22 protein-coding genes and 2 pseudogenes are annotated in these 25,023 nt (G+C 73.6%); 14 read left to right on the top strand and 10 right to left on the bottom strand.

Annotated elements, in window-relative coordinates:
• Positions 1-104: 104 nt before the first annotated feature.
• Positions 105-470, bottom strand: a complete 366-nt coding sequence (locus tag ACIHEJ_RS00120) for a nuclear transport factor 2 family protein (protein WP_400130825.1) — start codon at positions 468-470, stop codon at positions 105-107.
• 174 nt (positions 471-644) lie between these two features.
• Between ACIHEJ_RS00120 and ACIHEJ_RS00115 the strand changes: the two genes are divergently transcribed.
• On the top strand, positions 645-950 hold the full coding sequence (locus ACIHEJ_RS00115; protein ID WP_400130823.1) for a hypothetical protein: 306 nt from the start codon (positions 645-647) through the stop codon (positions 948-950).
• Between the two features lie 81 nt (positions 951-1,031).
• Here the strand turns inward: ACIHEJ_RS00115 and ACIHEJ_RS00110 are convergent, their stop codons facing one another.
• Positions 1,032-1,793 carry an acyltransferase domain-containing protein gene (locus ACIHEJ_RS00110; RefSeq protein ID WP_400130821.1) on the bottom strand — a complete coding sequence of 254 codons (762 nt, stop codon included), beginning with the start codon at positions 1,791-1,793 and terminating at the stop codon, positions 1,032-1,034.
• 267 nt (positions 1,794-2,060) lie between these two features.
• Here ACIHEJ_RS00110 and ACIHEJ_RS00105 point away from each other — a divergent pair, with 267 nt between their 5' ends.
• The 4 genes from ACIHEJ_RS00105 (at position 2,061) to ACIHEJ_RS00090 (ending at position 5,599) form a co-directional block, all read left to right on the top strand.
• The gene (locus ACIHEJ_RS00105; RefSeq protein WP_400130819.1) at positions 2,061-3,149 is read left to right on the top strand and encodes an S-(hydroxymethyl)mycothiol dehydrogenase; all 1,089 of its coding nucleotides are present in this window, start codon (positions 2,061-2,063) and stop codon (positions 3,147-3,149) included.
• Positions 3,149-3,778 carry an MBL fold metallo-hydrolase gene (locus ACIHEJ_RS00100; protein WP_400130817.1) on the top strand — a complete coding sequence of 210 codons (630 nt, stop codon included), beginning with the start codon at positions 3,149-3,151 and terminating at the stop codon, positions 3,776-3,778. Before ACIHEJ_RS00105 ends, ACIHEJ_RS00100 begins: the two co-directional genes overlap by 1 nt.
• Before the next feature lie 86 nt (positions 3,779-3,864).
• Positions 3,865-4,779, top strand: coding sequence for an SDR family oxidoreductase (locus tag ACIHEJ_RS00095; RefSeq protein WP_400130815.1), 915 nt, complete (start codon positions 3,865-3,867; stop codon positions 4,777-4,779).
• A 31-nt stretch (positions 4,780-4,810) separates the two neighbouring features.
• Positions 4,811-5,599 (top strand): SDR family NAD(P)-dependent oxidoreductase, encoded by a 789-nt coding sequence (locus ACIHEJ_RS00090; protein WP_400130813.1) that lies wholly within the window; start codon positions 4,811-4,813, stop codon positions 5,597-5,599.
• Here the strand turns inward: ACIHEJ_RS00090 and ACIHEJ_RS00085 are convergent.
• Positions 5,590-6,993 carry a pyridoxal phosphate-dependent decarboxylase family protein gene (locus ACIHEJ_RS00085; protein WP_400130811.1) on the bottom strand — a complete coding sequence of 468 codons (1,404 nt, stop codon included), beginning with the start codon at positions 6,991-6,993 and terminating at the stop codon, positions 5,590-5,592. The two genes, ACIHEJ_RS00090 and ACIHEJ_RS00085, sit on opposite strands and share 10 nt — an antisense overlap.
• A gap of 214 nt (positions 6,994-7,207) precedes the next feature.
• On the opposite strand from ACIHEJ_RS00085, the gene ACIHEJ_RS00080 reads away from it, so the two are divergent.
• Positions 7,208-7,903 (top strand): L,D-transpeptidase family protein, encoded by a 696-nt coding sequence (locus tag ACIHEJ_RS00080; RefSeq protein ID WP_400130809.1) that lies wholly within the window; start codon positions 7,208-7,210, stop codon positions 7,901-7,903.
• A gap of 4 nt (positions 7,904-7,907) precedes the next feature.
• On the opposite strand, the pseudogene ACIHEJ_RS00075 reads toward ACIHEJ_RS00080, so the two are convergent.
• Positions 7,908-8,936 (bottom strand): annotated as a pseudogene (locus ACIHEJ_RS00075) (Gfo/Idh/MocA family protein); the annotation flags it as partial.
• Here ACIHEJ_RS00075 and ACIHEJ_RS00070 point away from each other — a divergent pair.
• Together ACIHEJ_RS00070 and ACIHEJ_RS00065 are read left to right on the top strand one after the other, a co-directional pair.
• Positions 8,933-9,940, top strand: coding sequence for an ROK family protein (locus ACIHEJ_RS00070; RefSeq protein ID WP_400130807.1), 1,008 nt, complete (start codon positions 8,933-8,935; stop codon positions 9,938-9,940). The pseudogene ACIHEJ_RS00075 and the gene ACIHEJ_RS00070 sit on opposite strands and share 4 nt — an antisense overlap.
• Before the next feature lie 99 nt (positions 9,941-10,039).
• A complete protein-coding gene (locus ACIHEJ_RS00065; RefSeq protein ID WP_400130806.1) occupies positions 10,040-10,225 on the top strand; it encodes a hypothetical protein in 186 nt (61 codons plus the stop codon).
• A 104-nt stretch (positions 10,226-10,329) separates the two neighbouring features.
• On the opposite strand, the gene ACIHEJ_RS00060 is transcribed toward ACIHEJ_RS00065, so the two are convergent.
• The gene (locus ACIHEJ_RS00060) at positions 10,330-11,712 is read right to left on the bottom strand and encodes a S1 family peptidase (RefSeq protein ID WP_400130804.1); all 1,383 of its coding nucleotides are present in this window, start codon (positions 11,710-11,712) and stop codon (positions 10,330-10,332) included.
• A gap of 126 nt (positions 11,713-11,838) precedes the next feature.
• On the bottom strand, positions 11,839-12,669 hold the full coding sequence (locus tag ACIHEJ_RS00055; protein ID WP_400130802.1) for an SAM-dependent methyltransferase: 831 nt from the start codon (positions 12,667-12,669) through the stop codon (positions 11,839-11,841).
• A 798-nt stretch (positions 12,670-13,467) separates the two neighbouring features.
• Between ACIHEJ_RS00055 and ACIHEJ_RS00050 the strand changes: the two genes are divergently transcribed.
• Entirely contained in the window at positions 13,468-14,649 is a 1,182-nt protein-coding gene (locus tag ACIHEJ_RS00050; RefSeq protein ID WP_400130800.1) for a MalY/PatB family protein, read from the top strand.
• Between the two features lie 84 nt (positions 14,650-14,733).
• Complete coding sequence (locus ACIHEJ_RS00045; RefSeq protein ID WP_400130798.1) at positions 14,734-15,120, top strand: PPOX class F420-dependent oxidoreductase; 387 nt, start codon at positions 14,734-14,736, stop codon at positions 15,118-15,120.
• A gap of 20 nt (positions 15,121-15,140) precedes the next feature.
• On the opposite strand, the gene ACIHEJ_RS00040 is transcribed toward ACIHEJ_RS00045, so the two are convergent.
• The 3 genes from ACIHEJ_RS00040 to ACIHEJ_RS00030 all read right to left on the bottom strand — a co-directional run bounded on the left by ACIHEJ_RS00040 (position 15,141) and on the right by ACIHEJ_RS00030 (position 20,054).
• Positions 15,141-17,903: an alpha/beta hydrolase family protein gene (locus ACIHEJ_RS00040; RefSeq protein ID WP_400130796.1), complete on the bottom strand. Its 2,763-nt coding sequence runs from the start codon at positions 17,901-17,903 to the stop codon at positions 15,141-15,143.
• 829 nt (positions 17,904-18,732) lie between these two features.
• Positions 18,733-19,149: a Zn-ribbon domain-containing OB-fold protein gene (locus tag ACIHEJ_RS00035; RefSeq protein ID WP_400130795.1), complete on the bottom strand. Its 417-nt coding sequence runs from the start codon at positions 19,147-19,149 to the stop codon at positions 18,733-18,735.
• Positions 19,150-19,307: 158 nt separating this feature from the next.
• Positions 19,308-20,054, bottom strand: coding sequence for a TetR family transcriptional regulator (locus tag ACIHEJ_RS00030; protein WP_400130793.1), 747 nt, complete (start codon positions 20,052-20,054; stop codon positions 19,308-19,310).
• A 148-nt stretch (positions 20,055-20,202) separates the two neighbouring features.
• Between ACIHEJ_RS00030 and ACIHEJ_RS00025 the strand changes: the two genes are divergently transcribed.
• Complete coding sequence (locus ACIHEJ_RS00025; RefSeq protein ID WP_400130791.1) at positions 20,203-20,823, top strand: substrate-binding domain-containing protein; 621 nt, start codon at positions 20,203-20,205, stop codon at positions 20,821-20,823.
• A 316-nt stretch (positions 20,824-21,139) separates the two neighbouring features.
• The gene (locus tag ACIHEJ_RS00020) at positions 21,140-21,997 is read left to right on the top strand and encodes a hypothetical protein (RefSeq protein ID WP_400130789.1); all 858 of its coding nucleotides are present in this window, start codon (positions 21,140-21,142) and stop codon (positions 21,995-21,997) included.
• On the opposite strand, the pseudogene ACIHEJ_RS00015 reads toward ACIHEJ_RS00020, so the two are convergent.
• Positions 21,978-22,749 (bottom strand): annotated as a pseudogene (locus ACIHEJ_RS00015) (polysaccharide lyase family 8 super-sandwich domain-containing protein); the annotation flags it as partial. The gene ACIHEJ_RS00020 and the pseudogene ACIHEJ_RS00015 overlap by 20 nt on opposite strands.
• 265 nt (positions 22,750-23,014) lie before the next feature.
• On the opposite strand from ACIHEJ_RS00015, the gene ACIHEJ_RS00010 reads away from it, so the two are divergent.
• Together ACIHEJ_RS00010 and ACIHEJ_RS00005 are read left to right on the top strand one after the other, a co-directional pair.
• The gene (locus tag ACIHEJ_RS00010; protein ID WP_400130787.1) at positions 23,015-23,683 is read left to right on the top strand and encodes a peptidoglycan-binding protein; all 669 of its coding nucleotides are present in this window, start codon (positions 23,015-23,017) and stop codon (positions 23,681-23,683) included.
• Between the two features lie 217 nt (positions 23,684-23,900).
• Positions 23,901-24,341, top strand: a complete 441-nt coding sequence (locus tag ACIHEJ_RS00005) for a flavin reductase family protein (protein ID WP_400131743.1) — start codon at positions 23,901-23,903, stop codon at positions 24,339-24,341.
• Positions 24,342-25,023: the final 682 nt, after the last annotated feature.

Below are 25,023 nucleotides of genomic sequence, written 5' to 3'. Positions count from 1 at the left end.
AGCCGTCCCAGGGCCGCCCGGGCCGAGAAGGTCCAGGTCAGCCGGGAGGTGACCTGGACCCGTGCGTATCTCCTTCCGGCGCCGCCCGTCATGCCGGGGTGGGCCTACTCGTCCCAGGCCTGGATGATCAACTGGTTGGCGATCTTGCCGTCGCGCAGGGTGATCATCGACTCGGCGAGGACACGGGTGCCGTCCCCGTACTGACAGGTCTCGCTGAACGCGGCGTGATCGCCCTGCACGACACACAGGTCGAGCTTGTGCGTCATGTCGCGCCGGTAGACGTCGTCCAGCATCTCGGCGATCTGACCCCGGCCGCGCAGGACGGTGGGATGGCTGGGCTGGCTGTTGCGGTCGACGATACGGATCTCCGCGTCGTCGGCGTAGAGCGACAGAAGGGTGTTCCCGGTGGTCCCTTCTATGCCCCGGCGCAGTGTCTCGGTGTCGAAGGCGGAACCTGTCGCGGTGCCCATGGTGACCTCCTTCGGACGCCCGCGGCCCGACGAGGAGCGAGCCGCACGGGCCTCCACCCTTCGAGGCTCCTCCGGCCCGGCGGCCTCGGCAAGCGCAGGCCCCGTGCTCCGCCTCACGGGTGAGCGCCGCTCGTCGGCCGTGTCCGCGCGGGGCCGGCCGCCGTTGCTGAGGGCATGATCTCAACACGACGTATCGTCGCCGCCCTCGGCCTGGCCGCCGGGGTCACGGGCCTTGCCGCCCCGCTGGCGAACGCGGCCGACGCGAGCACGGCGCACACCGGCCAGATCAACCCCATGACCGTGCTCGACTCGCTCACCGCCGGTGACATCCCCGCCGATCAGCAGGCCCGGATGCCGCGGGTCTCCGAGCAGCTGCGCGGGCTGAACCAGCTCGGTGAGCTGAACCGGCTGAACGAGCTGCACCAGGTCACCGACCTCGCGGCACCCGTGACGGGACTGCTGCCGGCCGTCCAGGCCTGAACCGCCCGGGGGTTCGGGGGCCTGGGCAGGGGCACGTACGAGGGCCGTCCGCCGGGGCGGCCCTCACCGCTGCCCGGCCCCTCAGCCGGCGTTCGTTCCCGAGCGCAGCACCGGCCAGTCGCGCGACAACGCGAAGGCCGAGGCCGTGCCGCCGGGGAGAACGTCCGGGAGCAGCCGGGTGAGCACGTCCGACGGACCCAGCTCCAGCCAGGTGCGGACTCCGTCGTGATGCAGCGGGCCGACGGCGTCCGCGAGCCGCAGCGGTGCGTGCCGCACCCAGAACTCCGGCTCGGCGGTCTCGGCGCCCACCGGACGGGCGGTCACGTCGCAGACGAGCGGGAGGCGCGGCGCACGCGGGTGGAGAGTGGCGAGCGTGCGGCCGTAGGCGGCGAGGATCCCGTCCGGACGGGGGGAGCGCGCCGTCGTGCCGGCGAGGCCGTCCAGCAGCCGGGCCAGGGTGCCCACCGCGTGGCAGGCGTCCGCGAGGGAGAAGACACCCGCGGCGTACGCGGCGGCCATCCGCCCGGCCGCGTGGCCGAACACCACGTCCGGCCGCAACCCCCAGCTGCGCAGCAGCCGGTACTGCGCCACGTGGAGCGCGAACACCGCCGGCCCGGCGAACGGCGCCCGGTCCAGCAGTGCGGCCGTGCGGCTGCCGTCGGCCGCGAACATCACGCATTTCAGCGGTAGTTCGAGATACGGATCGAGGCGCGCGCAGATGTCGTCCAGCGTCTGGGCGAACACCGGGAATTCCGACCGGAGCTCGTGCCCCGTCCCGGGCCGTGACGAGGCGCCGGCCGAGAACAGGAATGCGGTACGTCCCTTGCGGCCGTCAGAAGGCATGCTCCTATGGAGGCACGATCGGACGTGATACGGAAACCAGGCCAAGTTCCGCACCCTGCAAAAAAATTACCATCATGGAATGACATTATTCGGTCAAATTCTTACGTGATTCTTTCGGTCCCTTCGCTCGGTCGGTTGCTGCGGGACAACCGGTGCCGGCGTCTCCGACGGCCGGAAAGATCCACCGACTCCGCCGTGGTCCGTCCCGATACCGGCCGGTCGCGCGTAGGGTCGGCGGCGTAGGCATTCGATGGAAGGGGCCAGGCCATGGCGCAGGAAGTACGCGGCGTGATCGCACCGGGGAAGGACGAGCCCGTACGGGTCGAGACGATCGTGGTGCCGGACCCGGGCCCCGGCGAAGCCGTCGTACGCGTCCAGGCCTGCGGGGTCTGTCACACCGATCTGCACTACAAGCAGGGCGGCATCTCCGACGACTTCCCCTTCCTCCTCGGCCATGAGGCCGCCGGCGTCGTCGAGTCGGTCGGCGACGGCGTCACCGACGTGGCACCCGGCGACTTCGTCATCCTCAACTGGCGTGCCGTGTGCGGTAATTGCCGTGCCTGTTTGCGCGGCCGGCCCTGGTACTGCTTCAACACCCACAATGCCCGGCAGAAGATGACCCTCGCCGCCACCGGCCAGGAACTCTCCCCGGCGCTCGGCATCGGCGCGTTCGCCGAGAAGACGCTCGTCGCGGCCGGACAGTGCACCAAGGTCGACCCGGCCGTCTCCCCGGCGGTCGCCGGACTGCTGGGCTGCGGGGTGATGGCCGGCATCGGCGCCGCGATCAACACCGGAGGGGTCGGCCGGGGCGACTCCGTCGCCGTCATCGGCTGCGGCGGCGTCGGCGACGCGGCCGTCGCCGGGGCCAACCTCGCCGGCGCGGCGAAGATCATCGCCGTGGACATCGACGCCCGCAAGCTCGACAAGGCCCGCACGCTCGGCGCCACCCACACCGTCAACTCCAAGGAGACCGACCCGGTCGAGGCCATCCGTGAGCTGACCGGCGGCTTCGGCGCCGACGTCGTGATCGAGGCGGTCGGCCGCCCCGAGACGTACCAGCAGGCCTTCTACGCCCGCGACCTCGCCGGCACCGTCGTCCTCGTCGGCGTCCCCACCCCCGAGATGAAACTGGAACTGCCCCTGCTGGACGTCTTCGGCCGCGGCGGCGCCCTGAAGTCCTCCTGGTACGGCGACTGCCTGCCCTCCCGCGACTTCCCCATGCTGATCGACCTGCACCTGCAGGGCCGCCTGCCGCTGGACGCGTTCGTCACCGAGACGGTCCGGCTCGACGAGGTGGAGCAGGCGTTCGAGCGGATGCACCACGGCGACGTGCTGCGCTCGGTGGTGATGCTGTGATGACCACGCGCATCGAACGCCTCGTCACCTCCGGACAGTTCACGCTGGACGGCGGCACCTGGGACGTGGACAACAACGTGTGGATCGTCGGCGACGAGCGGGAGGTGATCGTCATCGACGCCGCCCACGACGCCGAGGCCATCGCCCGGGCCGTCGACGACCGGCGCCTGATCGCCATCGTCTGCACCCACGCGCACAACGACCACATCAACGCGGCGACGGAACTGGCCGACCGCACCGGCGCCACCATCTGGCTGCACCCCGACGACCTGCCGCTGTGGAAGCAGACCCACCCCCACCGCGACCCCGACCGCCACCTCCTCGACGGTCAGGTCATCGAGGCCGCCGGCGCCGACCTCACCGTCCTGCACACCCCCGGACACGCGCCCGGCGCCGTCTGCCTGTACGACCCCGCACTCGGCACCGTCTTCACCGGCGACACCCTCTTCCAGGGCGGCCCCGGCGCCACCGGACGCTCCTTCTCCCACTTCCCGACGATCATCGACTCCATCCGCGACCGTCTGCTCACCCTCCCCCCGGAGACCAAGGTCCTCACCGGCCACGGCGACCCCACCACCATCGGCGCCGAAGCGCCCCACCTGGAGGAATGGATCGCGCGCGGACACTGAAACCCGCGTGCAACACCGACAGAGGATGTCCGGCTTTCCCGTGACAGTGGAGGACCACAGCAGTCGAACCGCACGGGAGGCCGGACATGTCGGAACCGCTCAGGGGCAAGGTGGCGCTGGTCGCCGGGGCGACCCGGGGCGCCGGGCGCGGCATCGCCGTCGAACTCGGCGCGGCCGGCGCCACCGTCTACGTCACCGGCCGCAGCACCCGCGCCCACCGTTCCGAGTACGACCGGCCCGAGACCATCGAGGACACCGCCGACCTGGTCACCGCGGCCGGCGGACACGGCATCGCGGTACCGGTCGACCACCTGGACCGGGCCGCGGTCCGCGCCCTGGTGGACCGCGTCGCGGACGAGCAGGGCCGGCTGGACGTCCTGGTCAACGACATCTGGGGCGCGGAGAAGCTCTTCGAGTGGGACACCCCGGTGTGGGAGCACGACCTCGACAACGGACTCAGGATGCTCCGGCTCGCCGTGGAGACGCACGCCGTCACCAGCCACCACGCGCTGCCGCTGCTGCTGCGCCGACCCGGCGGCCTGGTCGTGGAGATCACCGACGGCACCGCCGACTACAACCGCGACACCTACCGCGTGAACTTCTTCTACGACCTCGCCAAGGCCTCCGTGCTGCGCATGGCCTTCGCGCTCGGCCACGAACTCGGCCCGCGCGGCGCCACCGCCGTCGCCCTCACCCCGGGATGGCTGCGCTCGGAACTGATGCTCGACGCGTACGGCGTCCGCGAGGACAACTGGCGCGAGGCCTGCGGGAAGGAACCGCACTTCGCCATCTCCGAGACCCCGCGCTTCGCCGGCCGAGCCGTGGCCGCGCTGGCCGCCGACCCCGACGTGGCCCGGTTCAACGGACGGTCGCTCTCCAGCGGCGGGCTCGCCCAGGTCTACGGCTTCACCGACCTCGACGGCAGCCGGCCCGACGCCTGGCGCTACCTGGTCGAGGTGCAGGACGCGGGCAGGCCGGCGGACGTCACCGGATACCGGTGAAACGGCGCCCGCGGGGCCGTACGGTCACCCCATGACCGATCACACCCGCTTCGCAGGACACGGAGTTCTCGTCACCGGCGCGGCCCGCGGCATCGGCGCCGCCGTCGCCCGGCGGCTCGCCGAGGAGGGCGGGCAGGTCCTGGTCACCGACCGGGACCTGCCCGAGGCCGAGCGGACCGCCGCCGCACTACGCGACGAGGGCCTCGCCGCCGAGGCGGCGGCGTGCGACGTCGCCGACCGCGCCTCGGTCGAGGCGGCCGTCGAGCGGGCCGTCGCCGCGTTCGGCTCGCTCGACGTGCTGGTCAACTGCGCCGCCCACTGCACCCCGGACACCCCCCGCTTCGAGGACGGCACCGACGAGGCATGGGCGCTCGACCTCGACATCACCCTCACCGGCGTCCACCGCTGCTGCCGCGCCGCCCTGCCGCACCTCGCCGCCTGCGGACGCGGGGCGATCGTGAGCATCGGCTCAGTCAACGGCCTGCAGGACTTCGGCAACCACGCCTACAGCGCGGCGAAGGCCGGCCTCGGCTCGCTGAGCCGCACCCTCGCCGGGCACGCGGCGGCCCGGGGCGTCCGGGTGAACCTCGTGGCACCGGGCACGGTCCGCACCTCCGCCTGGCAGGGGCGCGACGACGACCTCGACGCGCTGCGCCCGCTGTATCCGCTCGGCCGGGTCGGGGAGCCCGAGGACATCGCCGCCGCGGTCGCCTTCCTCGCCTCCCGCGACGCCGCGTGGATCACCGGCACCACCCTCGTGGTCGACGGCGGCCTCACCGCCGTGAACACCGGTTTCCACACGGCCGTGCATCACCCCTGACGGCGTCCGCCCGAGGCCGCCGCCAGCGCGTCCAGCACCCGCTCGGTGTCGGCTCCGGTGGTGCGCCAGTTGCTGAACGCGGCCCGCAGCCCCGGCACCCCGCCGTACACCGTCGGCGTCACATACGCCTCCCCGGACTCGGCCACCGCCCGTGCCAGCGCCTCCACCCGCTCCGGCGTCGGATCCTCGGCGAGGGTGAAGCAGACGACGTTCAGCCGGACCGGCGCCAGCAGCCGCAGCCCCGGCAGCGCGTCGACACCCGCGCCGAGCCGGCGGGCCAGCGCCACGTTCCGCTCCACGATCTCCCGGTGCCCGGCGCGCCCGTAGGCCACCAGCGAGAACCACGCGGGCAGCGCGCGCAGCCGCCGGGAGTTCTCCGGGGTCAGATGCAGGAAGTCGGGCTCGGCGGCCGGAAGACCCAGATAGGGGGAGGCGTTGTGGAACACCGCCACCTGCAGATCGCGCCGGCGGGTGAACTGCACGGCCGCGTCGTAGGGGACGTTGAGCCACTTGTGCAGGTCCACACAGACCGAGTCGGCCGTGTCGAGACCGTCGACCAGAGCGGCGTACGCGGGACTGAGCGCGGCGAAGCCGCCGAACGCGGCGTCGACGTGCAGCCAGAAGCCGTACCGCTCCTTCAGGGCGGCGATCGCCCGCAGATCGTCGAAGTCGACGGTGTTCACGGTGCCCGCGTTCGCGACCACGATCGCCGGCCGTCCCGCCCGCTCGGCGAGCGCCGCCTCCAGGGCGGTGACGTCGACCGCCTCGCGGTTCCCCGGCAGCAGCGGCACCTGCCGCAGCCGGTCCCGGCCCATGCCCAGCACCGACATCGCCTTGGTGATGCTGGAGTGCGGGCTGCCCGAGAGGACGTCGACCGGGCCCAGCGCGGCGGCCCCCTGCCGGGACACGTCCACGCCCAGCCGCTCGCCGATCCACTCCCGGCCGATCGCCAGGCCGACCGTGTTGGACGCGGTCGCGCCCGTCACGAACGCCCCGCTGTGCGCCGCGCTCAGCCCGAACAGCTCGCGCAGCCAGCCCACCGTCTCCCGCTCCAGCGCCTGCGCCCACGAGCCGCCCGCCCCCGACAGGTTCTGGTCGAACGCGGACGTCAGCCAGTCCCCGGCGACCGACGCCGGAGTCGCGCCACCGGTGACGAAGCCCAGGTACCGTGGCCCGGCCGAGCCGGAGAAGCCCCCCGCCCACCGCTCGGCGAACCGCGCGAGAGCGGCCTCGCCGCCCGCCCCCTCGTCCGGCAGGGGCGCCCGCGCGGGCGCCCGGCCGGGCGCCGCGACCGGCCGCTCGGCCAGTTCGGCCGTCGCACGCGCGGCGAAGTCACGGGCGGACTGCAGCAGTTCTGGGAGCCGGGAGAGATCGCCGGCGAGTGCGGGGTGCATGCCTCGCAGCCTAGAGCGACGGCACCGGCGCGATCCCGGTCCAATTCCCGGAATGTGGACCGTGCGGTCGGCGCAAGTTCACCGTTTCGTCACAGGGCGGCCGGAACCACAACCCTCTCACCCCCGGACAGGTCTAGTAGTCCGAGTTCGTGGGAATCGCGCAGGAAGACGCCCGGGCAGGCCCCGGACGCCAGGGGAGAGGGGAAGAGTCCGCATGGGGGACATACGCAGACGAGGCGCCGTCGTACTGGGGGTCACGGGACTGGTGGCGCCGCTCACACTCGCCTTCACCGCGGCACCGGCGCAGGCCGCGAGCTGCACCACGCAGGCGGGTCCGTACCAGAAGCAGGTGGAGAAGTTCCTCGGCCGGCCGGTCGACGGCAAGCAGTCCGCCGCCGACTGCAAGGCCGTCAAGGCCTTCCAGGACAAGCACGGCATCACGCCCGACATCGGCTACGCCGGACCCGTCACCTGGGGCGTGATGGACCTGATGAACAAGCAGAAGGCCGTCGGGAAGAACCCGAACGAGGACGGCAGGTGCCCGGTGAACAAGGGCCGGATCGCCTGCGTGAACCTCACGCTCCAGCTCAGCTGGGTCCAGGACGGCAAGAAGCTCGTGTACGGGCCGGTCCCCGTGCGCACCGGCCGCAAGGGCTACACCACCCGCACCGGCCTGAAGAAGATCTACTGGCGGGACATCGACCACGTCTCGAACATCTACGACGTGCCGATGCCCTACAGCCAGTTCTTCGACGGCGGCCAGGCCTTCCACTCGGTGGGCCTGAGCATGTGGAACCCGCCCGGCTCGCACGGCTGCGTCAACATGACCAAGACGGACGCCAAGAAGTACTGGTCGCTGCTGAAGAACGGCGACGACGTCTTCGTCTACGGCCGCAAGCCCGGCACCTGAGTTCTCACGTCCCGGGCGCGTCCCCGAAGTCGGGGATCTCCAGCCGGACCCCGCCCTGCCGCGCGGACTCGTGCGCGACGATGCCCGGCAGGGTGTAGCGGGCGGCCACCCACGCGTCGACCGGCGGCAGCGTGCGCGTGTCGACCGCGGTGACGAAGTCGTCCGCCAGGAAGTGGTGGCTGCCCTCGTGCCCGTTGTGCAGACCGTCGAACTCCCGCGGCAGCCGCGCCCGGTCGTGCACCGGCGCCGAACCGGAGGTGAACGCCGCCCGCAGGTCCGGCGCGACATGCCGGAGCGAGGGGTCGCCGGGGGAGAGGGTCGGCTTGGGCTCCAGCAGTTCACTGATGTCCTCCACCCCCTTCTTGTCCTGCCACAGCGCCACCGTCGCCAGCTGCTCCATGCTGGCCTCCGTGCCGAAGAACCGGAACCGGGACTCGCGGATGTGCGAGGGGTAGCCGACCCGCCGGAACTCGTTCGTACGGAACGATCCGCCGCCCGCCACCTCGAACAGAGCGGTCGCGTTGGAGATGTCGTTGTCGAACCGGCTGACCGAACGGTCGAACACGCCGTCGCCGCGATCGTCACGCACACCGATCGCCGACACACTCACCGCGTGCGTCCGCCAGGCGCCGAGCACCCCGCCCACCGAGTGCGTCGGGTACAGCAGCGGGGGATAGCTGGCGGTGGCCTTCCACTGCTCGCCGCCGCTGTACCGGTAGGCGTCGTAGAAACCCAGGTCCATGTCGTGGACGTAGTCGCCCTCGGCGTAGAACAGCCGGCCGAACGCGCCCCGGGCGATCCGGTCGCGGGCGTGCACGGTCGCCGGGTGGTAGTGGCTGGTCTCGCCCATCATGTACGTCAGCCCGGTCGCCCGGACCGCGTCGATGATCGCGGATATCTCGTCGACGGTGATCGCCATGGGGACGGCGGAGTACACGTGCTTGCCCGCGCTCAGTCCCTGCACCACGAGCGGACCGTGCGTCCAGCGCTGGGTGAAGATCGCGACTGCGTCGACCGCGGGCGACTCCAGTGGAGTCCGGGCTGCTGGCCGAGGCCCCCGAGTCGGGCGTCGCGCCGCAGACACGGCAGGGCCGTCCGTCCCGGCCGCTCGACGTCGTCGCCGACTCCCGCTCCTTCCTCGGTTTCAAGATCACCGCAGACGCGGTCCACGGCGTCGTGACCACCCTGCGCAGCGACGTCACCGGCCGCCTCGACCGGCCCCTCACCACGCACGACCCGGTCGCCGTGGCCGGCCTGATCGCGCGGATGGCCGCCGAACTCGGGGTCGGGCGCCCCACGCCGACGGGCATCGGCATCGGTGTGGGCGGCCCGGTGCGCGAGCGGGCGGTGGTCGTCGAGTCCGCCTTCCTGGGGTGGCGGGACGTGCCGCTCGCCGCCCTCGTCGAGGAGCGCACCGCACTGCCGGTCGTCGTGGAGAACGACGTGGCCGCCCTGGTCGAGGCCGAGAGCTGGTTCGGCGCGGGCCGGGGAATGGACCGCTTCGTCGTCCTGACCATCGGCGCCGGCATCGGCTACGGGCTGGTGCTCGGCGGCCGGCGGGTCCCCTGCGACGGCGAGGACCACGGCTTCGGCCGGCACTGGATCATCGACCCGTACGGGCCGCTCACCCCGGACGGTGAGCGCGGCAGCGCCGTGTCGCTGCTCACCATCCCCAGCATCCGCTACCAGATCCACGCCGCCACCGGACGTGACGTCCCCTACGAGGAGATCCTCGCCCGCGCCGCCGCGGGGGAGTCCATGGCGTCCCGGGTGATCGGTGAGGCGGCCCGGGCGCTCGGCACCCTGGTCGCCCAGATCGCCAACCTCGCGATGCCGCAGAAGATCCTGCTCGCCGGCGAGGGCGTCGGTCTGATGGATGTGGCCGGGAACACGGTCCGGGAGACGATCCGCGCCCGCCGGCATCCGCTGGCAGCTCCCGTCGGCCTGGAGACGAAGGTCTCCGACTTCCACGACTGGGCCCGCGGCGCCGCCGTCCTGGCCATCCAGGTGCTCGTGCTGGGCGGGACCGGAGGCTGAACTCCCGCCGCCGCTCGACCCATTGACGTGATGAGCAACACGGTCCGATATGTCCGTATCACGTGTACTTACTCACAGCGCCTTCACTTCGATCGGCATATGCTTCACAGCATGTCCACCACTGTTGAAGCCGCCTCCGAGCGATCGGCCGCGGAGGTCAACGAGGAGATCCGGGCCCTGTGGCTCCGGTCGGGCGGGACACTGACCACCGAGCAGCGCGCGGAGTACCAGCGCCTCGTGTTGGAGTGGGCCGCCGCGGCCCCGCAGCCGTCCCGGGCTGCCTGACCGATCGGCGCGCACCGCCGCCGCACCGTCCCGGGCACCCGTGAGCGCACGGGTGCCCCTCTCGTAGCACCTCCCGGACCGTCAGCCGTGACGTCCGCCGACCGTCATCCCCACGTGGCCGAGTAGTACCGCCGGTACGCCTTGCGGTCCTGCTCGGCTCGGATGTACCGGGTCGCGACCAGCGCGATCAGACTGCCCGCGATCACCAGCAGCCCGGGACCGACGTTCCGGGTGTCCGTCAGCTGCGCCAGCAGCGTCCTGCCCTGCGAGGTGCCCGTGACCGGCGCCGAGGAGCCCGGTGAGGCCGCGCTGGGAGCGACCCCTCCCCGGGCCGGCGCCGACGGCGCCGCCGAGGGCGAACCGCCCGGCGCGGCACCCCCGTTCTGCGCGGACACGATCAGCCGCACACCGAGCGCCGCCATCGCCTTGGTCACCGGCTGGAAGAACGTCGTCCCGCCCGTCGTGCAGTCGCCGCTGCCGCCCGAGGTGACACCGAGCGCGATCCCCTCCGAGAACAACGGGCCGCCGCTGTCGCCCGGCTCCGCGCACACCGTGGTCTGGATGAGCCCGGTGACCGTGCCCTCCGGATAGTTGACGGTCGCGTTCAGCCCCGTGACCTGCCCGTCGTGCAGACCGCTCGTGCTGCCGCTGCGGAACACCCGCTGACCCACCGCCGCATCGGCCGCCCCCGTGATCCGCACCCCCTTCCCGCCGCCGATCGCGACGACGTCGGCGCCGTCACCGGCCTTGCCGGAGGCGTACTGCACCAGCGAGAAGTCGTTGCCGGGGAAGGTGCTGCTCACCGTCCTGCCCAGCTGCTGGTCGCCCTGGGTACCGGCGAACCAGGTGGATCCGGCCGGGCCGCAGTGGCCGGCCGTGAGGATGAAGTCGCTCTGCCCGTTCGACACATTGAAGCCCGCCGAGCAACGGCCCCCCGTCGACAGGATCGGCTGGGCGCCGTTCAGCCGCGTCGTGAACGCGCCCTTCGTGCGCTCCATGTGCACGAAACCACCGATCCGCGTGGCGACACGACTCATCCGGGACCAGTCGCCGGCGGACACCGTGCTGTCCGCCTCCACCACCACCCGGTTGGTCCGGTAGTCCACCAGCCACGCCGTGCCCGCCACCCGGGGTGCCGAACGCAGCGTCGCGGTGGCCGCCTTCAGGTCGTTCATGCTGTGCCCGACGACCTTCGCCTCGGCCCCCGCGCGCCGCACCTCCCGCGCCGCCGCGTCGTCGGTCACCGCCACCACCGGCCGCCCGTCGGCCCCGATCCAGTTGCCCGCCGTCCGCGCCGTGCCGAGCCGCTCCACCAGCGCGGCACCCGTGCCCCCGGCGCCCCCGGCGGTGCTGAGCGGTCTGGCGGCGGCCGGCGGTGTCTCGCTCGCCATGGCCGCCTGGGCGACCATCGCGCCGCCCAGGAGGAGTCCGCCGACCGCCGCCAGCCGTGTCACTCGCCGGACGACCCGTCGTCGTGCGTGCCGCATGCATGGCTCCCGAAGCCGAACCCGAACCGCGCGATGCCCCTTGCCGGCAGCGCGGGACCCTCGCGTGATCGAGGGCCCGCTCCTCCATACGGCGCCCGGGGCGGCCGTGTTCACCGACAGGCGCGCTCAGCTCTTGCGGGCCACCCCGCCGAACATGGCGACCTCCTCCGGCTCGGCACCGTGGTCGTGCTCCGGGCGCCAGCGCGAGCAGGACACCACGCCCGGCTCCAGCAGCTCCAGACCGTCGAAGAACCGGGTCACGTCCTCGGGGGTGCGCTGGGTCAGCCGCGGGGTGCCGTGCTCGTTCCAGAACCTGACCGCCTCGTCCACGTCCGGCATCGACGGGCTGGTGACGGTGTGCGACAGCACCAGGTGACTGCCCGACGGCAGCCGGTCCGTCAACTGCCGTACCAGACCGTACGGGTCCTCGTCGTCGCCGACGAAGATGACCACGCCCAGCAGCATCAGCGCCACCGGCTCGCTGAAGTCCAGCGTCTTCGCCGCGTGTTCGAGGATCGCGTCGACGTTGCGCAGGTCCTCGTCCAGGTAGTCGGTACGGCCCTCGGGCGTGCTCGTCAGCAGCGCACGCGCGTGCGCCAGGACGAGCGGGTCGTTGTCGACGTACACGATCCGGGACTCCGGCGCCAGACGCTGGGCGACCTCGTGCGTGTTGTCGGCGGTCGGCAGCCCGGTGCCGATGTCCAGGAACTGCCGGATGCCCACCTCGCCGACCAGGTGCCGTACGGCCCGGCCGAGGAAGAGCCGGTCGGCGCGGGCGTACTCCCCGATGCCCGGGTGCAGTCGGCGTATCTGGTCACCGGCCGCACGGTCGACCTCGTAGTTGTCCTTGCCGCCGAGCCAGTAGTTCCAGATGCGGGCGGTGTGCGGCTGACTGGTGTTGATACGGGCGCGCAGCGACACGGCCACGTCGTCGGTGGCTGCCGGGTTTTCGGTCACGTGGGTCAGCTCCCCTGGATGCCTGATGAGAGAGATACCGGGTCCAAGAGGCAATCTAGACGCCCGAGTTGATCTCAGCCGCGCGTCCGGGGTTTTCCGCCCGCGCCGTCCGCGACCGTCCGCTGCCCGGCCTCGCGGTCTGCACCCGTGCGGCGCCGGTCCGCGCCCGTGCGGCGCCGGTCCGGCCTCGCATGCCGTTCCGAGCCGGCCGGCCGGGGCACCGCCGAACCCTGCCGTCCGGCCCGTCCGGGCGGCAGGGCGGCCGACGGAAGCGGCCCGCTGCCACCGCCCCGCGCCGTCCGCGACCGGCCGCTGCCCGGCCTCGCGGTCTGCACCCGTGCGGCGCCGTCTGCACCCGTGCGGCGCCGGTCCGCGCCCGCGTGTCGGCGGTCCGGCCCCGCACGTCGTCCCGAGCAGGCCGGCCGGGGCACCGCCGAACCCGGCCCGGCCCGTCCGGGCGGCAGGGCGGCCGACGGAAGCGGCCCGCTGCCACCGTCCCGCGCCGTCCGCGACCGGCCGCTGCCCGGCCTCGCGGTCTGCACCCGCGCGGCGCCGGTCTGCACCCGTGCGGCGCCGGTCTGCACCTGTGCGGCGCCGGTCTGCACCCGTGCGTCGGCGGTCCGGCCCCCCGCATGCCGTCCCGAGCCGGCCGGCCGGGGCACCGCCGAACCCTGCCGCCCGGCCTGTCCGGTCGGCAGGGCGGCCGACGGAAGCGGCCCGCTGCCACCGTCCCGCGCCGTCCGCGACTCCCGGCGACGCCGTTCCCCGCCCGCGCCGCGACCGCCTATCTTGAGCCCCATGACCAGCATCCCGCACGTCACCCCCGGCGAACCGGATCCGCTGCGCGCGCTCGGCCTGGAGCAGCTGCGATGTCGTACGAGCATGAAATGGCGCACCTACCCCGAGGACGTGCTGCCGCTGTGGGTGGCCGAGATGGACGTCCCGCTCGCCGAGCCCGTCGTCCGCGCCGTCACCGACGCCCTCACCCTCGGCGACACCGGATACCCGGCCGGCACCGCCTACGCCGAGGCTCTCGCCGCCTTCGCCGCCAAGCGGTGGAACTGGGACGGGATCGCCGTCGAGCGCACCGCGGTCGTCCCGGACGTGATGCTGGGAGTGGTCGAGATGCTCAAGCTGGTCACCGGACCCGGCGATCCGGTCGTCGTCAACTCACCGGTGTACCCGCCGTTCTTCCAGTTCATCGAGCACATGGGCCGCCGCGTGGTGGAAGCCCCCCTCGGCACCGATCTGCGCATCGACCTGGCCTGCCTGGAGGAGACGTTCCGGGACGCGAACGCGGCGGGTTCCGGCCGTGCCGCGTTCCTGCTGTGCAGCCCGCACAACCCCACCGGCACGGTGCACACCGCCACCGAGCTGGCGGCCGTCGCCGAGCTCGCCGAGCGCCACGGCGTCCGGGTCGTCGCGGACGAGATCCACGCCCCGCTCGTCGCCCCCGGCGTCACCTACGTGCCGTACCTGGCCGTGCCCGGCGCCGAACGCGGCCTGTCCCTGATGTCCGCCTCCAAGGGCTGGAACCTGGCCGGCCTCAAGGCCGCCCTCGCCCTCGCCGGACCCGCAGCCGCAGCCGACCTCGCGCGTCTGCCCGAAGAGGTCGGCCACGGACCCAGCCACCTCGGCGTCATCGCGCACACCGCCGCCCTGCGGGACGCCACCGGCTGGCTCGACGCCCTGCTGGCCGGGCTGCGCAACAACCGGCGCCTGCTCACCGCCCTGCTCGCCGAGCACCTGCCCGCGATCCGCCCCTGCCCCGCCGAGGCCACCTACCTGGCCTGGCTCGACTGCCGCGCCCTCGGCCTCGGCGACGACCCCGCCGAGGTCTTCCTCGACCGTGGACGCATCGCCCTCAGCTCCGGTGTCCCCTTCGGCACCGGCGGCGCGGGCCACGCGCGCCTGAATCTGGCGACCTCCCCCGAGATCCTCACCGAAGGGGTACGGCGGATGACGGCGGCCCTGAACTGACCGACCGGGCGACCGTGCCGGGGGCGCGGTGCGTCCGCCGTGGCCGGCGCCGCCCGGACGGCGGGGGCTCCTAGACTGCCGGGCATGGACGGCACGCGGCTCGACCTGCTCGGCTCCGGAAAGTACCTGCTGGTGACCAGCCACCGCAGGAACGGCACCTCCGTCGCAACCCCGGTGTGGGTGGTCCGCGACGGCGACACCCTCGGCGTGTGGACGGCCGCCGACAGCGGCAAGGTCAAACGGATCCGGCGCAGCTCCGACATCCTGGTGGGCCCCTGCGACGTACGCGGCACCCCCACCGGCGATCAGCTCCCGGCCACCGCCGAGATCGCCGACCCGGCCACCACCGCCCGCTACCGCGACCTCATCGCCCGCAAGTACGGCATCCTGGGCCGCCTCACCCTGCTGGGCAGCCGGCTGCGCCGCGGCCTGGACGGCACGGTCGGGATCCGGGTGACCCTCACCGACTGAGGGCCACCCGGAACGGCGTCCTACGACGCGTTCAGCACCGAGCCGGACAGCACCAGCCCGCCGGCCCGCGGCTTGCCGGTGTCCATGTCGATCTGCTGGAACCGCACCGACTCCTCGGGTTCCAGGACCCGGTCCTTCGCCGTGGGCACGGTGACGTCGGCACTCGCGCGGCCCGCCGGGACGTCCGCCCACAGCCAGAGGTTGTCCACCTTCGACAGCGGGCGCTCCGGGTCGGCCTTCGCCCCGGCGGTGTCCCGCAGCCAGGACGCCGGGACGTCCTTGGTGGACAGCTCCGGCCCGGTCACCGGCGTGACCGCGAACGTCGCGGTCATGTCCACATCGACGGCCTGGGACAGGGACACCCGCCACGTCAGCGGCTGCCCCTCGGTGACCCGGCCGGCGACCGGCGTGACGGTCATGGTGGGCGCCGGATCGTCGTCGTGGACGGTGATCCCGCCCCGGTAGGAGCCGACCACGGCTCGGTGCACCGCCTTGACGAGGATGTCGTGCGACACGTCGGTGCCGTACCGAGTGTTGCCCCGCACCTCGACCGGCACGTCGATGTCGTGGCCGCCCGGACGCACCGTCACCAGCCGGTCCGTCGCCCGCCCGGTCTCCGGGTCGAGGACGTACACCCGGACCTGGCCGCTGCCGTGGCCGCTGACCCGCACCGGCACGTGGTAGGTGCGCACGCCCGAGTCGCCCTCGTCCACGGTCGCCCGTCCGACGTCCACGCGCGGCAGCGCCGCCGCCCGCACCGCGGGCGTCCCCGGACGCCAGCCCCAGGCGTCCATCAGCCAGGCCCGCCCGGACCGCGAACGCGGTGTCAGCTCCAGGGTTTTGACCTTGCGCAGGTCGAGTCCGGCGCGGCCGGCCGCCGTCAGCGGCACCCGGATCTCGCGCGCCCAGTAGGACGTGGTCCGCTCACTGCCGGGCAGCCCGTCGACGCCGACCCGGCCCAGCTTCGCCCGGTGGCCGGAGGCGTCCGTCAGGGACACGTCCAGCTGGGTGCCCTTCGTGTTCGGCGGCACGAACAGCCGCAGCGCCAGCGCCTTGGCACCGGCCAGCGACAGCGGCCGCTCGGCGGTCACCCGCGCGGGGGCGCCGGCGTGCGTCCAGTGCAGCGCGATCGCGTGCCGGCCCGACTCCCGGTCGGTCTCCCACTGCGCGAAGTGCGGCGACGCGCCCTTCGCGCCCTGCCCCAGGCAGGCCTTGGCCGGGCTGGGGTCCACGGCGTCGCACAGCCGGCCGCCGGTCACCGACACCCCGCCGTCCGGCAGGAACCCGGCGCCCCGGCGCCCGCCCACCGCGTGGCTGAGCACCCGCGCCGGGTCCGCCGACGGCGCCCGCTTCCCGGAGCCGTCCAGCAGCGGCCGTACGCGGTCGTCACCGGCCAGGAACAGCCGTGCGGCGGCGGCGATGTACGTCGAACCTGCCCGGTGCTGCTGGTCGGCGGTCAGGCGCGTCGCGGCGTGCTTGCCGCACACCGGGTCCGGGTGCTGCGGGTCGTCGTAGAAGTCGTCCTCGGCGGGCGCCGCGGCCTGGCCCGGCGTCCACTCGGAGTTGAAGAAGTTGTGGTCGGCGCCGATGACGTACACGGCACTGTGCAGGGCGGCGCCGTCGCCGACCGTGCGCGTGCCGTCGACGTACACCTCGCCCTGCAGGTCGGAGACGTCACCGTCGCAACCGGGCAGGACGGTCACCGACGGCACGTCGGGCACCGGGTTCTGGCCGAAGACGGTGGGGCCGATCAGCACCATGCCGCGGACGGTCCAGCGGACCGGGCCGTGGTAGCCGTCCTGGTCGGCGGGCGGCGGGTAGAGGCTGTCCAGTGCGGCCCGGTTGACGCCCTCCCCGCCGCGCGAGTGCCCGATCAGCAGCACGCGGGACAGGTCGGCGCGCGGCGCCTGGCGTACGATCGCCGGCGCGGTGCCGGGACGGTCGGCCCAGTCGGCCCAGTGGGCCAGGTGCAGCCGCACCAGCGAGGAGCGCGCCTGCGCGCCGCCGTCCTCGGCCGCGAAGTCCTGGCCGTTGATGCCGTTGGCGGAGATCGACACGGTCACATAGCCCTGCGACGCCAGAAGCCTCTGGTCGCGCAGATAGCCGCGGTGGCTCGGCACCGGCTTCATGCCGGCCGGGCAGGGCCAGTCACCGGTGGCGTCCTTGTGTCCCTTGTAGCAGGTGAAGTGACGGCCGTGCAGGAACAGTGCGAGCGGCCGCTTGCCCTTCGCGCCGACGGGGGCGACGACCACCGCCCGCATCTCCACCGGTGCCCGGAAGCCCGGCAGCCGGACCGGCTTCAGGCCGTACTCACCCGTCCGGGTGCGATAGGCACCGGGCCTGCCGGGGTCCACGCCGTTCGCGGGCAGCGGTGCCGGCGGCTTGACCGCCGGTCCGGCCCCGGCGGTGCCGCGGGCGTCCAGCCGTCGCCCGCCGGACCAGACCTGCAGCCCCCGCAGCTCGCCGGCCCGCTGCCCGTCGAGCGGCAGCCGGAACGTGTGCCCGTCCCGACCCGGCCGTGGCACCCCCAACAGCTGGTCACCGGAGCGGAATTCGACCCGGGCGTCCCCCATCGGCAGCGGCCGGTCCGACCGCCACTCCAGTTGCGGCGTGCTGCGCCCGCCGGCGAGCCGCCAGCCGGGCGGCAGCGTCCCGCCGTCCGAGGCGCTCGACGTCCTTGCCTGTGCCGGGGGTTGTGACTGGGCGACTGCCGCCCCTGGGGATGCTCCCGCCACCGCGAGTAACGCGGCGGCGGTCACCCATATGCGCCGGGCACGGACCACTGTTCCTCCTCGAAGCCCGATCTCGGGCGTCCCGGCCGTACCCGGGAGCCCCTCGATCCCGGAGGACGGACGGTGGAGTCTGTGGGTTGCCTGTGAACGCGAGGTGATGGATCACACCGCGCGGGCCGGCGCGACAGCCGCCGACAGGCGGGGAGTTCGGGGACCGGGTGGACGTCCGGTGGCGATCTCGGCGGCCACCAGCCGGCCCGCCACCGGGGCCGGGCACACGGCTGAGTGCGCGACGGCGAACCTACGCCGACCCGTTCGCGGCCCGCCCGCCGATCAGCGGACCGCCCGCGGGCACCGGGCGGCCGGCTGTGCGGGCGCCGGCGACCCGACAGCCGCCGGCTCCGGTGAAGGTGGCGGGGAGGCGGTCAAGTGCCGCTTCCGCGAGGGAAGTCGGGGGCGCGTGTTGTTCGGGCGGGCTCGGATGCACTGGGCCGCCGGGGGAGGCCGGGGCCGGATTCGGCGGGGCCGTCAGGAGCCGCCCCGGCGCCACTTCGCGGAATTCGAAGTCGAGGCTGCCCGTGTATGAGGGCCCGCAAGCGCGGGGGCGGCGGTGCACTGTCGGGCGGCGCGGAGTGCGACCGGCGGATGGCCGCTCAGGGAGGTGTCGGTGAGGGAAGGGGTTCAGGCCATGCCGAGGCACCGACGTCGGTGCCGAGCGGCACGATCTCGTCGATCGTGCCGAGGAGCTCGTCGGCCAGGGACACGGTCACGCCGTCCAGGAGCTCATGGACTTCGCCCGGCCGATCACCCGGGCCGAGTCCACGGGGACCCGGCCGCGCACAGCCGACACCCCGGCATGCGGGCCCACCGGTGCGGACCGTCAGGTCCAGGCCCGGAAGGGCTCGTCCATCAGTTGGAAGACCGGCTCGCCCCGCACCGGGTCCTTGGCCGTGGACAGCCGGACCCGGTCACCGCTGTGGATGCCGACCGGCGGGCCCATGACCCGGCCCCGTACGACGAACCCCTCGGCCAGTTCGATCAGCGACACGTTGCGCGCCGCCGGCGTGTTGCGGTGCACCACGGTCGAGTGCCGAACCGTGCCCACGCCCTCGCTGCGCTCGGTGCGCAGCTCGCTGCCCTGGCACACCGGACACAGCAGCCGCTGGTACATCGCGGTGCCGCACCAGGTGCAGCGCTGGAAGTGGATGGCGTCCTTGGAGTCCGCGGCAACGGGGTCGAGCACCCCCGCCGCGGAACCCGCCGCCAGCTGCGAGGCGCTTGCTGAGTGGTGGTACACGCTGGTCAACTCCCTGCGCTCGGCCGGAATCCCACGTGCCCGGCGCACCGGCACACGTGTGCGCGGTCGCTGTGCCACCGCGCACGCCGAGTAGAGTATGGCACTCAGTGTCACTCGTAAAGGCACTCCGTACCCCGAATTTCCGGCAGGGTGCCCCCTCAGGATCGGTCGAGCCCCGCCTCCAGCGCCTGCACCACCCGCCACAGCGGCGCGTCCCGGCGGGCGACCAGCACCACCACGTCGTCGGGACTCTCCGCCTCCTCGCCCGCCCGCACCGGGCCGCTCCACGCGTGCGCCGCCGACGCCCGCACGCTCTCCCCGAACGTCCGCTGCACATACCCCAGCGCGTGGTCCACCGCCGCGCCCGCGTCGCCCTCGCCGTCCGACCGCAGCCAGGAGCGCAGGGCGTTGTTGTGCGCGGCGACGACCGCAGCCGCCACCACGTCCGCCCGCAGCGTCCCGTCCGGCCGCCCGGCGAACCGGCCGCGCAGGTACTCGGCGAGCGCCCGCTCGTAGCGCCACACCACCGACAGCTCGTAGGCGCGCAGGCCCGGCACCTTCCTGGTGAGCCGGTAGCGCTGCACCGAGAAGGTCGGGTTCTCCGCGTACATCCGCAGCACCGTCCGGGCCGCGTCGCACACCCGGCGCACCGGCTCGTGCTCCTCGCCGCTCGCCGCGAGGAAGGCGTGCATGTCGGCCAGGCAGCCCTCGTGGTCGGGGAAGACCACGTCCTCCTTGGAGGGGAAGTAACGGAAGAACGAGCGCCGGCCGACCCCGGCCAGGGCCACGATGTCGTCCACGGTGGTCTGCTCGTACCCGCGTTCCAGGAAGAGCCGGAAGGCCGCCGCGACGAGGGCGTCCCGCATCGGCGGCTTCGCGGCCGGCACCGCGCTGCTGGAGCTCATGGACGGGAACGTAGCACCCGGGCGCACCACATGACACTCAGTGCAGTCCAAGTGCCACGACAGGGGAACTGAGTGCTGTGAGGGGGATGATCGAAGACCGGACGGCGTCCCCGAGCACGGGCAGGAGAAGTGGCTCACGGAGTGCGGGGTGCCCGCCGTCCTGGTCGAGCGCTCCGCACCGCCCGGCAACCCCGCCGCCGACCTCGACCGGGTGCGCACCGACCGCGCCCACGGCGCCGCCCTCGCCGTCGGCCACCTGGCCGCCCTCGGCCATCGCAGGGTCGTCGCCGTGCTGCAGGAGGGCCCGCACGCCGTCCCGATCGGCGCCGGCTTCCAGGCCGCCGTCCGCGCGCGCGGCATCGACGTCGACGAAGGCGCCCCGAGCGTCCGCGAACACGGCGACTACGACGCCTCCGTCGACTACCTCGTCCGGGCGGTCCGCGAACGCGGCGTCACCGCGGCCCTGGTGCACAGCGACGAGGACGCCATCGTGCTCGTGCCCCGGCTCCGGGCGCACGGCGTACGGGTCCCCGACGACCTCGCGCTCATCGCCTACGGCGACGAGGTGGCCGGCCTCGCCGACGTACCCCTGACCGCCGTCGCCCCGCCCACCCGTGCCGTGGGCGAACTCGCCGCGGGGCTCCTGCTGCGCCGCCTCGCCGAGCAGACCGCGGGCCGGCGGCCCGGGCCCCGGCAACACATCGAACTCCTCCCGGAGTTGCGGATCCGCGCCTCCTGCGGCGGCCGGGCCCCCGACGACGGCTCCTGAACGGGCCGGACGGTCCCGGCGAACGAAGCGATCGTCAAGCGATCGTTTTGATTATTCGACACGATCACGACGATCACCGAAGCGAGCCCCGCGGACACCGCCCGCTCGCCCACGCCGAAGTGCTCTTCACCCGGTCCATGAGACGGCCCGGCCTCCGGGACGACCCGGAGCCGAGGGGCGCCCCGCGGCGTACGGCCCCCGCCCGGAACCCCCCGCGCCCAGCGACGTAACCTTTCTCCACCGCGCCGGCGCCGCCCCCCTCGGGCCCCACCGCACCGGCCGCCCCCGACACCGGTCCCGCCCGAGGAGATCCCGCATGCCCGCCGCCCGCCCCCGCCTGCTCTACGTCACCGACCTGGCGTACCAGGCCCGGGGGCGCCGCTACTGTGACGAGGACATCCACCTCGCCTCCCGGCTCCGCGCGCACTTCGACCTGGCCCTGTGCCATCCGCTGGACGCGGCGGCCCTGATGGACGGCCACGACGCCGTCGTCGTCCGCAACAGCGGGCCCGTCCTCGGTTACCAGAAGGAGTACGACGCCTTCCGCGCGCGGGCGCTGGCCACCGGCGCCCGGGTGTACAACCCGCTCACCGGCAAGGCGGACATGGCCGGCAAGCAGTACCTGCTCGATCTCAGCGCCGAGGGGTACCCGGTGATCCCGACGGTCGGCCGCGCGGAAGACCTGGACCGGCTGCCGGCCGCCGCGCGGTACGTGGTCAAGCCGAAGACCGGCGCGGACTCCCTCGGCCTGCGGATCGTCCCGGCCGGCGAGGTCGCCGCGGCCGTCGTACGCGCGACGGGCGACGTCCTGGTCCAGCCCTGCGTCGACTTCGTCCACGAGGTGTCCTTCTACTTCGTAGACGACGACTTCGAGTACGCCCTGTACGCCCCCGACCCGGAGCGCCGCTGGGAGCTGAGGCCGTACCCGGCGACCGCCGCCGACCTCGAGTTCGCCCGGCGTTTCATCGACTGGAACGACCTCGGCCACGGCATCCAGCGCGTGGACGCCTGCCGCACCCGCGACGGCGGCCTCCTGCTGGTCGAACTGGAGGACCTCAACCCCTACCTGTCCCTGGACGCCCTGCCGGATGAGGACGCGGACGCGTTCGTAGGCGCGTTCACGGCCTCGCTGAGCCGGTTCGTGCAGGGAGCGCTCAGCCCAGCCCGACCGTGACCCGCTGCGTGGCCCCGGCCGTGCCCGTCAGGTCGCCGAAGGACAGCGTGAGCGCGGAGCCGGTGGAAGACGAGGTGAGCGTGGCCGGCGCGGACGTGACCGCGGCGACCGCGCGCCGCCAGGTCAGGGTGAGACCGGTCCGCATGCGCATCGGATCGCTCACGGCGATCACGGCGGTGCCGTCGTCCCTCTCGCTGATCATCACGGAGCACGGATCGCTCGCGGTGAGCGTTCCGACCGTTCCACCGAACCAGAAGTTGACGCCGGTGAAACCGAGCGAGCGCACCGAAACGCCCCGCTGGCTGTCGGTGTTGGCGAGAACGGTCAGCCGGCCGGTGGCGGCAGCCCGCGCCTTCGTCCGGGCGGCGGTCGCGCCCGGCAGCAGCAGATAGGCGTACGAGGCGTTCACCGGGTCGGTGCCGTGAGCGACGTACATCGTCAGGTACTTGCGGTTCAGCAGGGTCGTCGAGCCGCCCTTGTTGATCGTGCTCCAGCTGCCGTCGCGGGCGTCGCGCAGCGCCCGTACCGTCGCCCCGCCCGGGAAGACGTAGCCGCCGTGCCCGCCGATGTGCGCCCAGCGGGTGCCCGTGAGCGTCCCGGACCACGGGTACGTCGCCGGTGGGCCCGAGGTTGCGGTTCTCGGCCGTCGTCTCGACGGCGGTGCCGTCCGTGCAGGTGAGGCCCGCGCCGAGGCAGACGACCGTGTCGTCCGGGAAGAACCACGACTTCTTCGCCACGAGCGTCGACTGCAGAAAGCGCTGCCTGTACAGAGGGTCAGAGAGCCACGGCGTGACCAAGGAGTCGCCTTGACGGCGCTTTCTAGCACGCGCTTGCTCAAACACTCAATGACTCTTGCCGAATTGAGCATTTCGATCGTTCGATGCGGCTCGAATGCGGCTCACGTGCGGGCTCGTGCGGGTGGGGGTGCCCCTGAACGGGGTCGTCATGGCCGCCGTATCTCAGTCCGGGGACCGCCCAAGTCCCGGCCCCTGTGCACGGGACGGAAGGAGAGCCCAGGTGCCGACACCGCCCGACCCGGAACGACCGCATCCCGGACCGGTCCTGGAACCCGTCCGGGTCCTGCGCCTCCGCCGCTTCGACGCCCTCGCCGAGCTGATGCGGGAGGTACGGCCCGACCCGGTGACGTACCGGCCCGGCGGCGCGGCGGCCGAGGAGGAGACGCAGGAGCTGCCCCCCGTACCGGCGGCCCCCGCCGGCCTCGGCTCCGGCCGCGGGCTGCGCCGGGCCGCCGTCGCCGTGGCCGTCGCGGCGGCCGCGCTCGTCGGCTTCGGCTGCGCCCTGCTGCTGTCCGGTCGCCAGCAGGCGACCGCGACCGTGCGGCCCACCCCGCCGGCGACGACCGCACCGCCGGCCGCCTCGGCCACACCCGCCCCGACCACGCCTACCCCGGTCTCCACCCCCACCGCCGTCACCGACCCCGACGGTCCGGGCACCCTCCGCCAGGGCGACACCGGTCCCGCCGTCACCGAACTGCAGGAACGCCTGCTGCGGATCCCGGACGTCTACCGTGGCGGATCGGCCGGCGGCACCTACGACGCGACTCTCACGGCCGCCGTGGCCCGCTTCCAGCTCTGGTACGGCATCAGCGGCGACGAGACCGGCGTGTACGGCGACGACACGCGCCGTGCACTGGAGTCGCGGACCGCTCTCGGCGACGATTCATGAAGGGCGTGCGGGGAACGGTGGTCGACGGGACAGGAGTGGCGCGACGGCAGCGAGCGGGGTGACGGACGTGGACGGCGCGGCGGACGCGAGCGACAAGAGCGACAAGACCGGCACGGGCGAAGGGACAGGCCCCGGTGCCGGGTCCGGCACGAGCGGCAACCCCGGCGCGCGTGACGCGCCGGAGCCCGGCCGCTTCTTCGAGCGGCTGAACCCCGACATGTGCGTGGTCACGGCCGTGGCCGACGGGGAGCGGGCCGGCTGCCTGGTCGGCTTCGCCTCGCAGTGCTCCCTCCGGCCGCCCCGGTTCACCGTCTGGCTGTCCAAGGTCAACCACACCTACCGCGTCGCCCGGGCCGCCCACTGCCTCGCCGTCCACCTGCTCACCCGTGACCGGCGCGACCTCGCCGAACTCTTCGGCGGGGAGACGGGCGACGACGTGGACAAGTTCGTCGGGGTGGACTGGTCCGAGGAGTACGGCGGTGCGATCGTGCTGCGCGACGCGGCGGCCTGGTTCGTCGGCACCATCCTCCACCGCACCGACGGCGGCGATCACGTCGGCTTCGTCCTGGAGCCGGTCCAGTGGGGAGAAGGGCGGGACGGCCCCCTGCTGCGGCTGTCCGACGCGCTGCCCATCGACGCGGGCCACCCCGTGGAGTGAGCTGATTCGAACGTCGGGCAATGCCTTGCAAAAGTGCCCGGGGTCGGGTGGTGGGCGGACCTCATCATGGGCAGCCCCCGCGGCCGTCGGCCGCGTGTCGGACCGCACCACGACCGAAGGCCACGCCGATGATCGGCTCCCGCATCCCGGGCCTGCTCCTGCCCGCCGTCTTCCTGCTGGCCCTGGTCATCGGCGTGTGCTGGTACTGGCGCCACCGCAACGACGACTGACCACGCACCGCCGCCGGGCCCACCGAGCCGCACCCGCCCTGCCGGGCTGTGCCGCCGGGCCCACCGAGCCGCACCCGCCCTGCCGGGCTGTGCCGCCGGGCCCACCGAGCCGCACTCGCCCTGCCGGGCAGCCCGCCCACCTGCCCCGCCCGGCCCACCGAGACGCACCCGCCCTGCCGGGCAGCCCGCCCACCTGCCCCGCCCGGCCCCCACCCAGCCGCACCCGCCGGACCACTCAGCCCACCCGCCCCGCCCGGCCCACCGAGACGCACCCCCGGACCACTCAGCCCCCGCCCCACCCGGCCACCCGGCGCACCCGCCGTCGCCCGGCCACCCGGCGCACCCGCCGTCGCCCGGCACCCGGCGCACCCGCCGTCGCCCGGCACCCGGCGCACCCGCCGTCGCCCGGCACCCGGCGCACCCGCCGTCGCCCGGCACCCGGCGCACCCGCC

This window comes from Streptomyces sp. NPDC052301 (genome assembly GCF_044593395.1).
GTDB lineage: Bacteria > Actinomycetota > Actinomycetes > Streptomycetales > Streptomycetaceae > Streptomyces.
This window is presented reverse-complemented; position numbering and strand designations above follow the sequence as displayed.

Bases quoted from the DNA above. Each gene is read 5' to 3' on its own strand.
- ACIHEJ_RS00120 (WP_400130825.1), bottom strand. From the start codon at position 470: ATGGGCACCGCGACAGGTTCCGCCTTCGACACCGAGACACTGCGCCGG.
- ACIHEJ_RS00115 (WP_400130823.1), top strand. From the start codon at position 645: ATGATCTCAACACGACGTATCGTCGCCGCCCTCGGCCTGGCCGCCGGG.
- ACIHEJ_RS00110 (WP_400130821.1), bottom strand. From the start codon at position 1,793: ATGCCTTCTGACGGCCGCAAGGGACGTACCGCATTCCTGTTCTCGGCC.
- ACIHEJ_RS00105 (WP_400130819.1), top strand. From the start codon at position 2,061: ATGGCGCAGGAAGTACGCGGCGTGATCGCACCGGGGAAGGACGAGCCC.
- ACIHEJ_RS00100 (WP_400130817.1), top strand. From the start codon at position 3,149: ATGACCACGCGCATCGAACGCCTCGTCACCTCCGGACAGTTCACGCTG.
- ACIHEJ_RS00095 (WP_400130815.1), top strand. From the start codon at position 3,865: ATGTCGGAACCGCTCAGGGGCAAGGTGGCGCTGGTCGCCGGGGCGACC.
- ACIHEJ_RS00090 (WP_400130813.1), top strand. From the start codon at position 4,811: ATGACCGATCACACCCGCTTCGCAGGACACGGAGTTCTCGTCACCGGC.
- ACIHEJ_RS00085 (WP_400130811.1), bottom strand. From the start codon at position 6,993: ATGCACCCCGCACTCGCCGGCGATCTCTCCCGGCTCCCAGAACTGCTG.
- ACIHEJ_RS00080 (WP_400130809.1), top strand. From the start codon at position 7,208: ATGGGGGACATACGCAGACGAGGCGCCGTCGTACTGGGGGTCACGGGA.
- ACIHEJ_RS00065 (WP_400130806.1), top strand. From the start codon at position 10,040: ATGCTTCACAGCATGTCCACCACTGTTGAAGCCGCCTCCGAGCGATCG.
- ACIHEJ_RS00060 (WP_400130804.1), bottom strand. From the start codon at position 11,712: ATGCGGCACGCACGACGACGGGTCGTCCGGCGAGTGACACGGCTGGCG.
- ACIHEJ_RS00050 (WP_400130800.1), top strand. From the start codon at position 13,468: ATGACCAGCATCCCGCACGTCACCCCCGGCGAACCGGATCCGCTGCGC.
- ACIHEJ_RS00045 (WP_400130798.1), top strand. From the start codon at position 14,734: ATGGACGGCACGCGGCTCGACCTGCTCGGCTCCGGAAAGTACCTGCTG.
- ACIHEJ_RS00030 (WP_400130793.1), bottom strand. From the start codon at position 20,054: ATGAGCTCCAGCAGCGCGGTGCCGGCCGCGAAGCCGCCGATGCGGGAC.
- ACIHEJ_RS00020 (WP_400130789.1), top strand. From the start codon at position 21,140: ATGCCCGCCGCCCGCCCCCGCCTGCTCTACGTCACCGACCTGGCGTAC.
- ACIHEJ_RS00005 (WP_400131743.1), top strand. From the start codon at position 23,901: ATGTGCGTGGTCACGGCCGTGGCCGACGGGGAGCGGGCCGGCTGCCTG.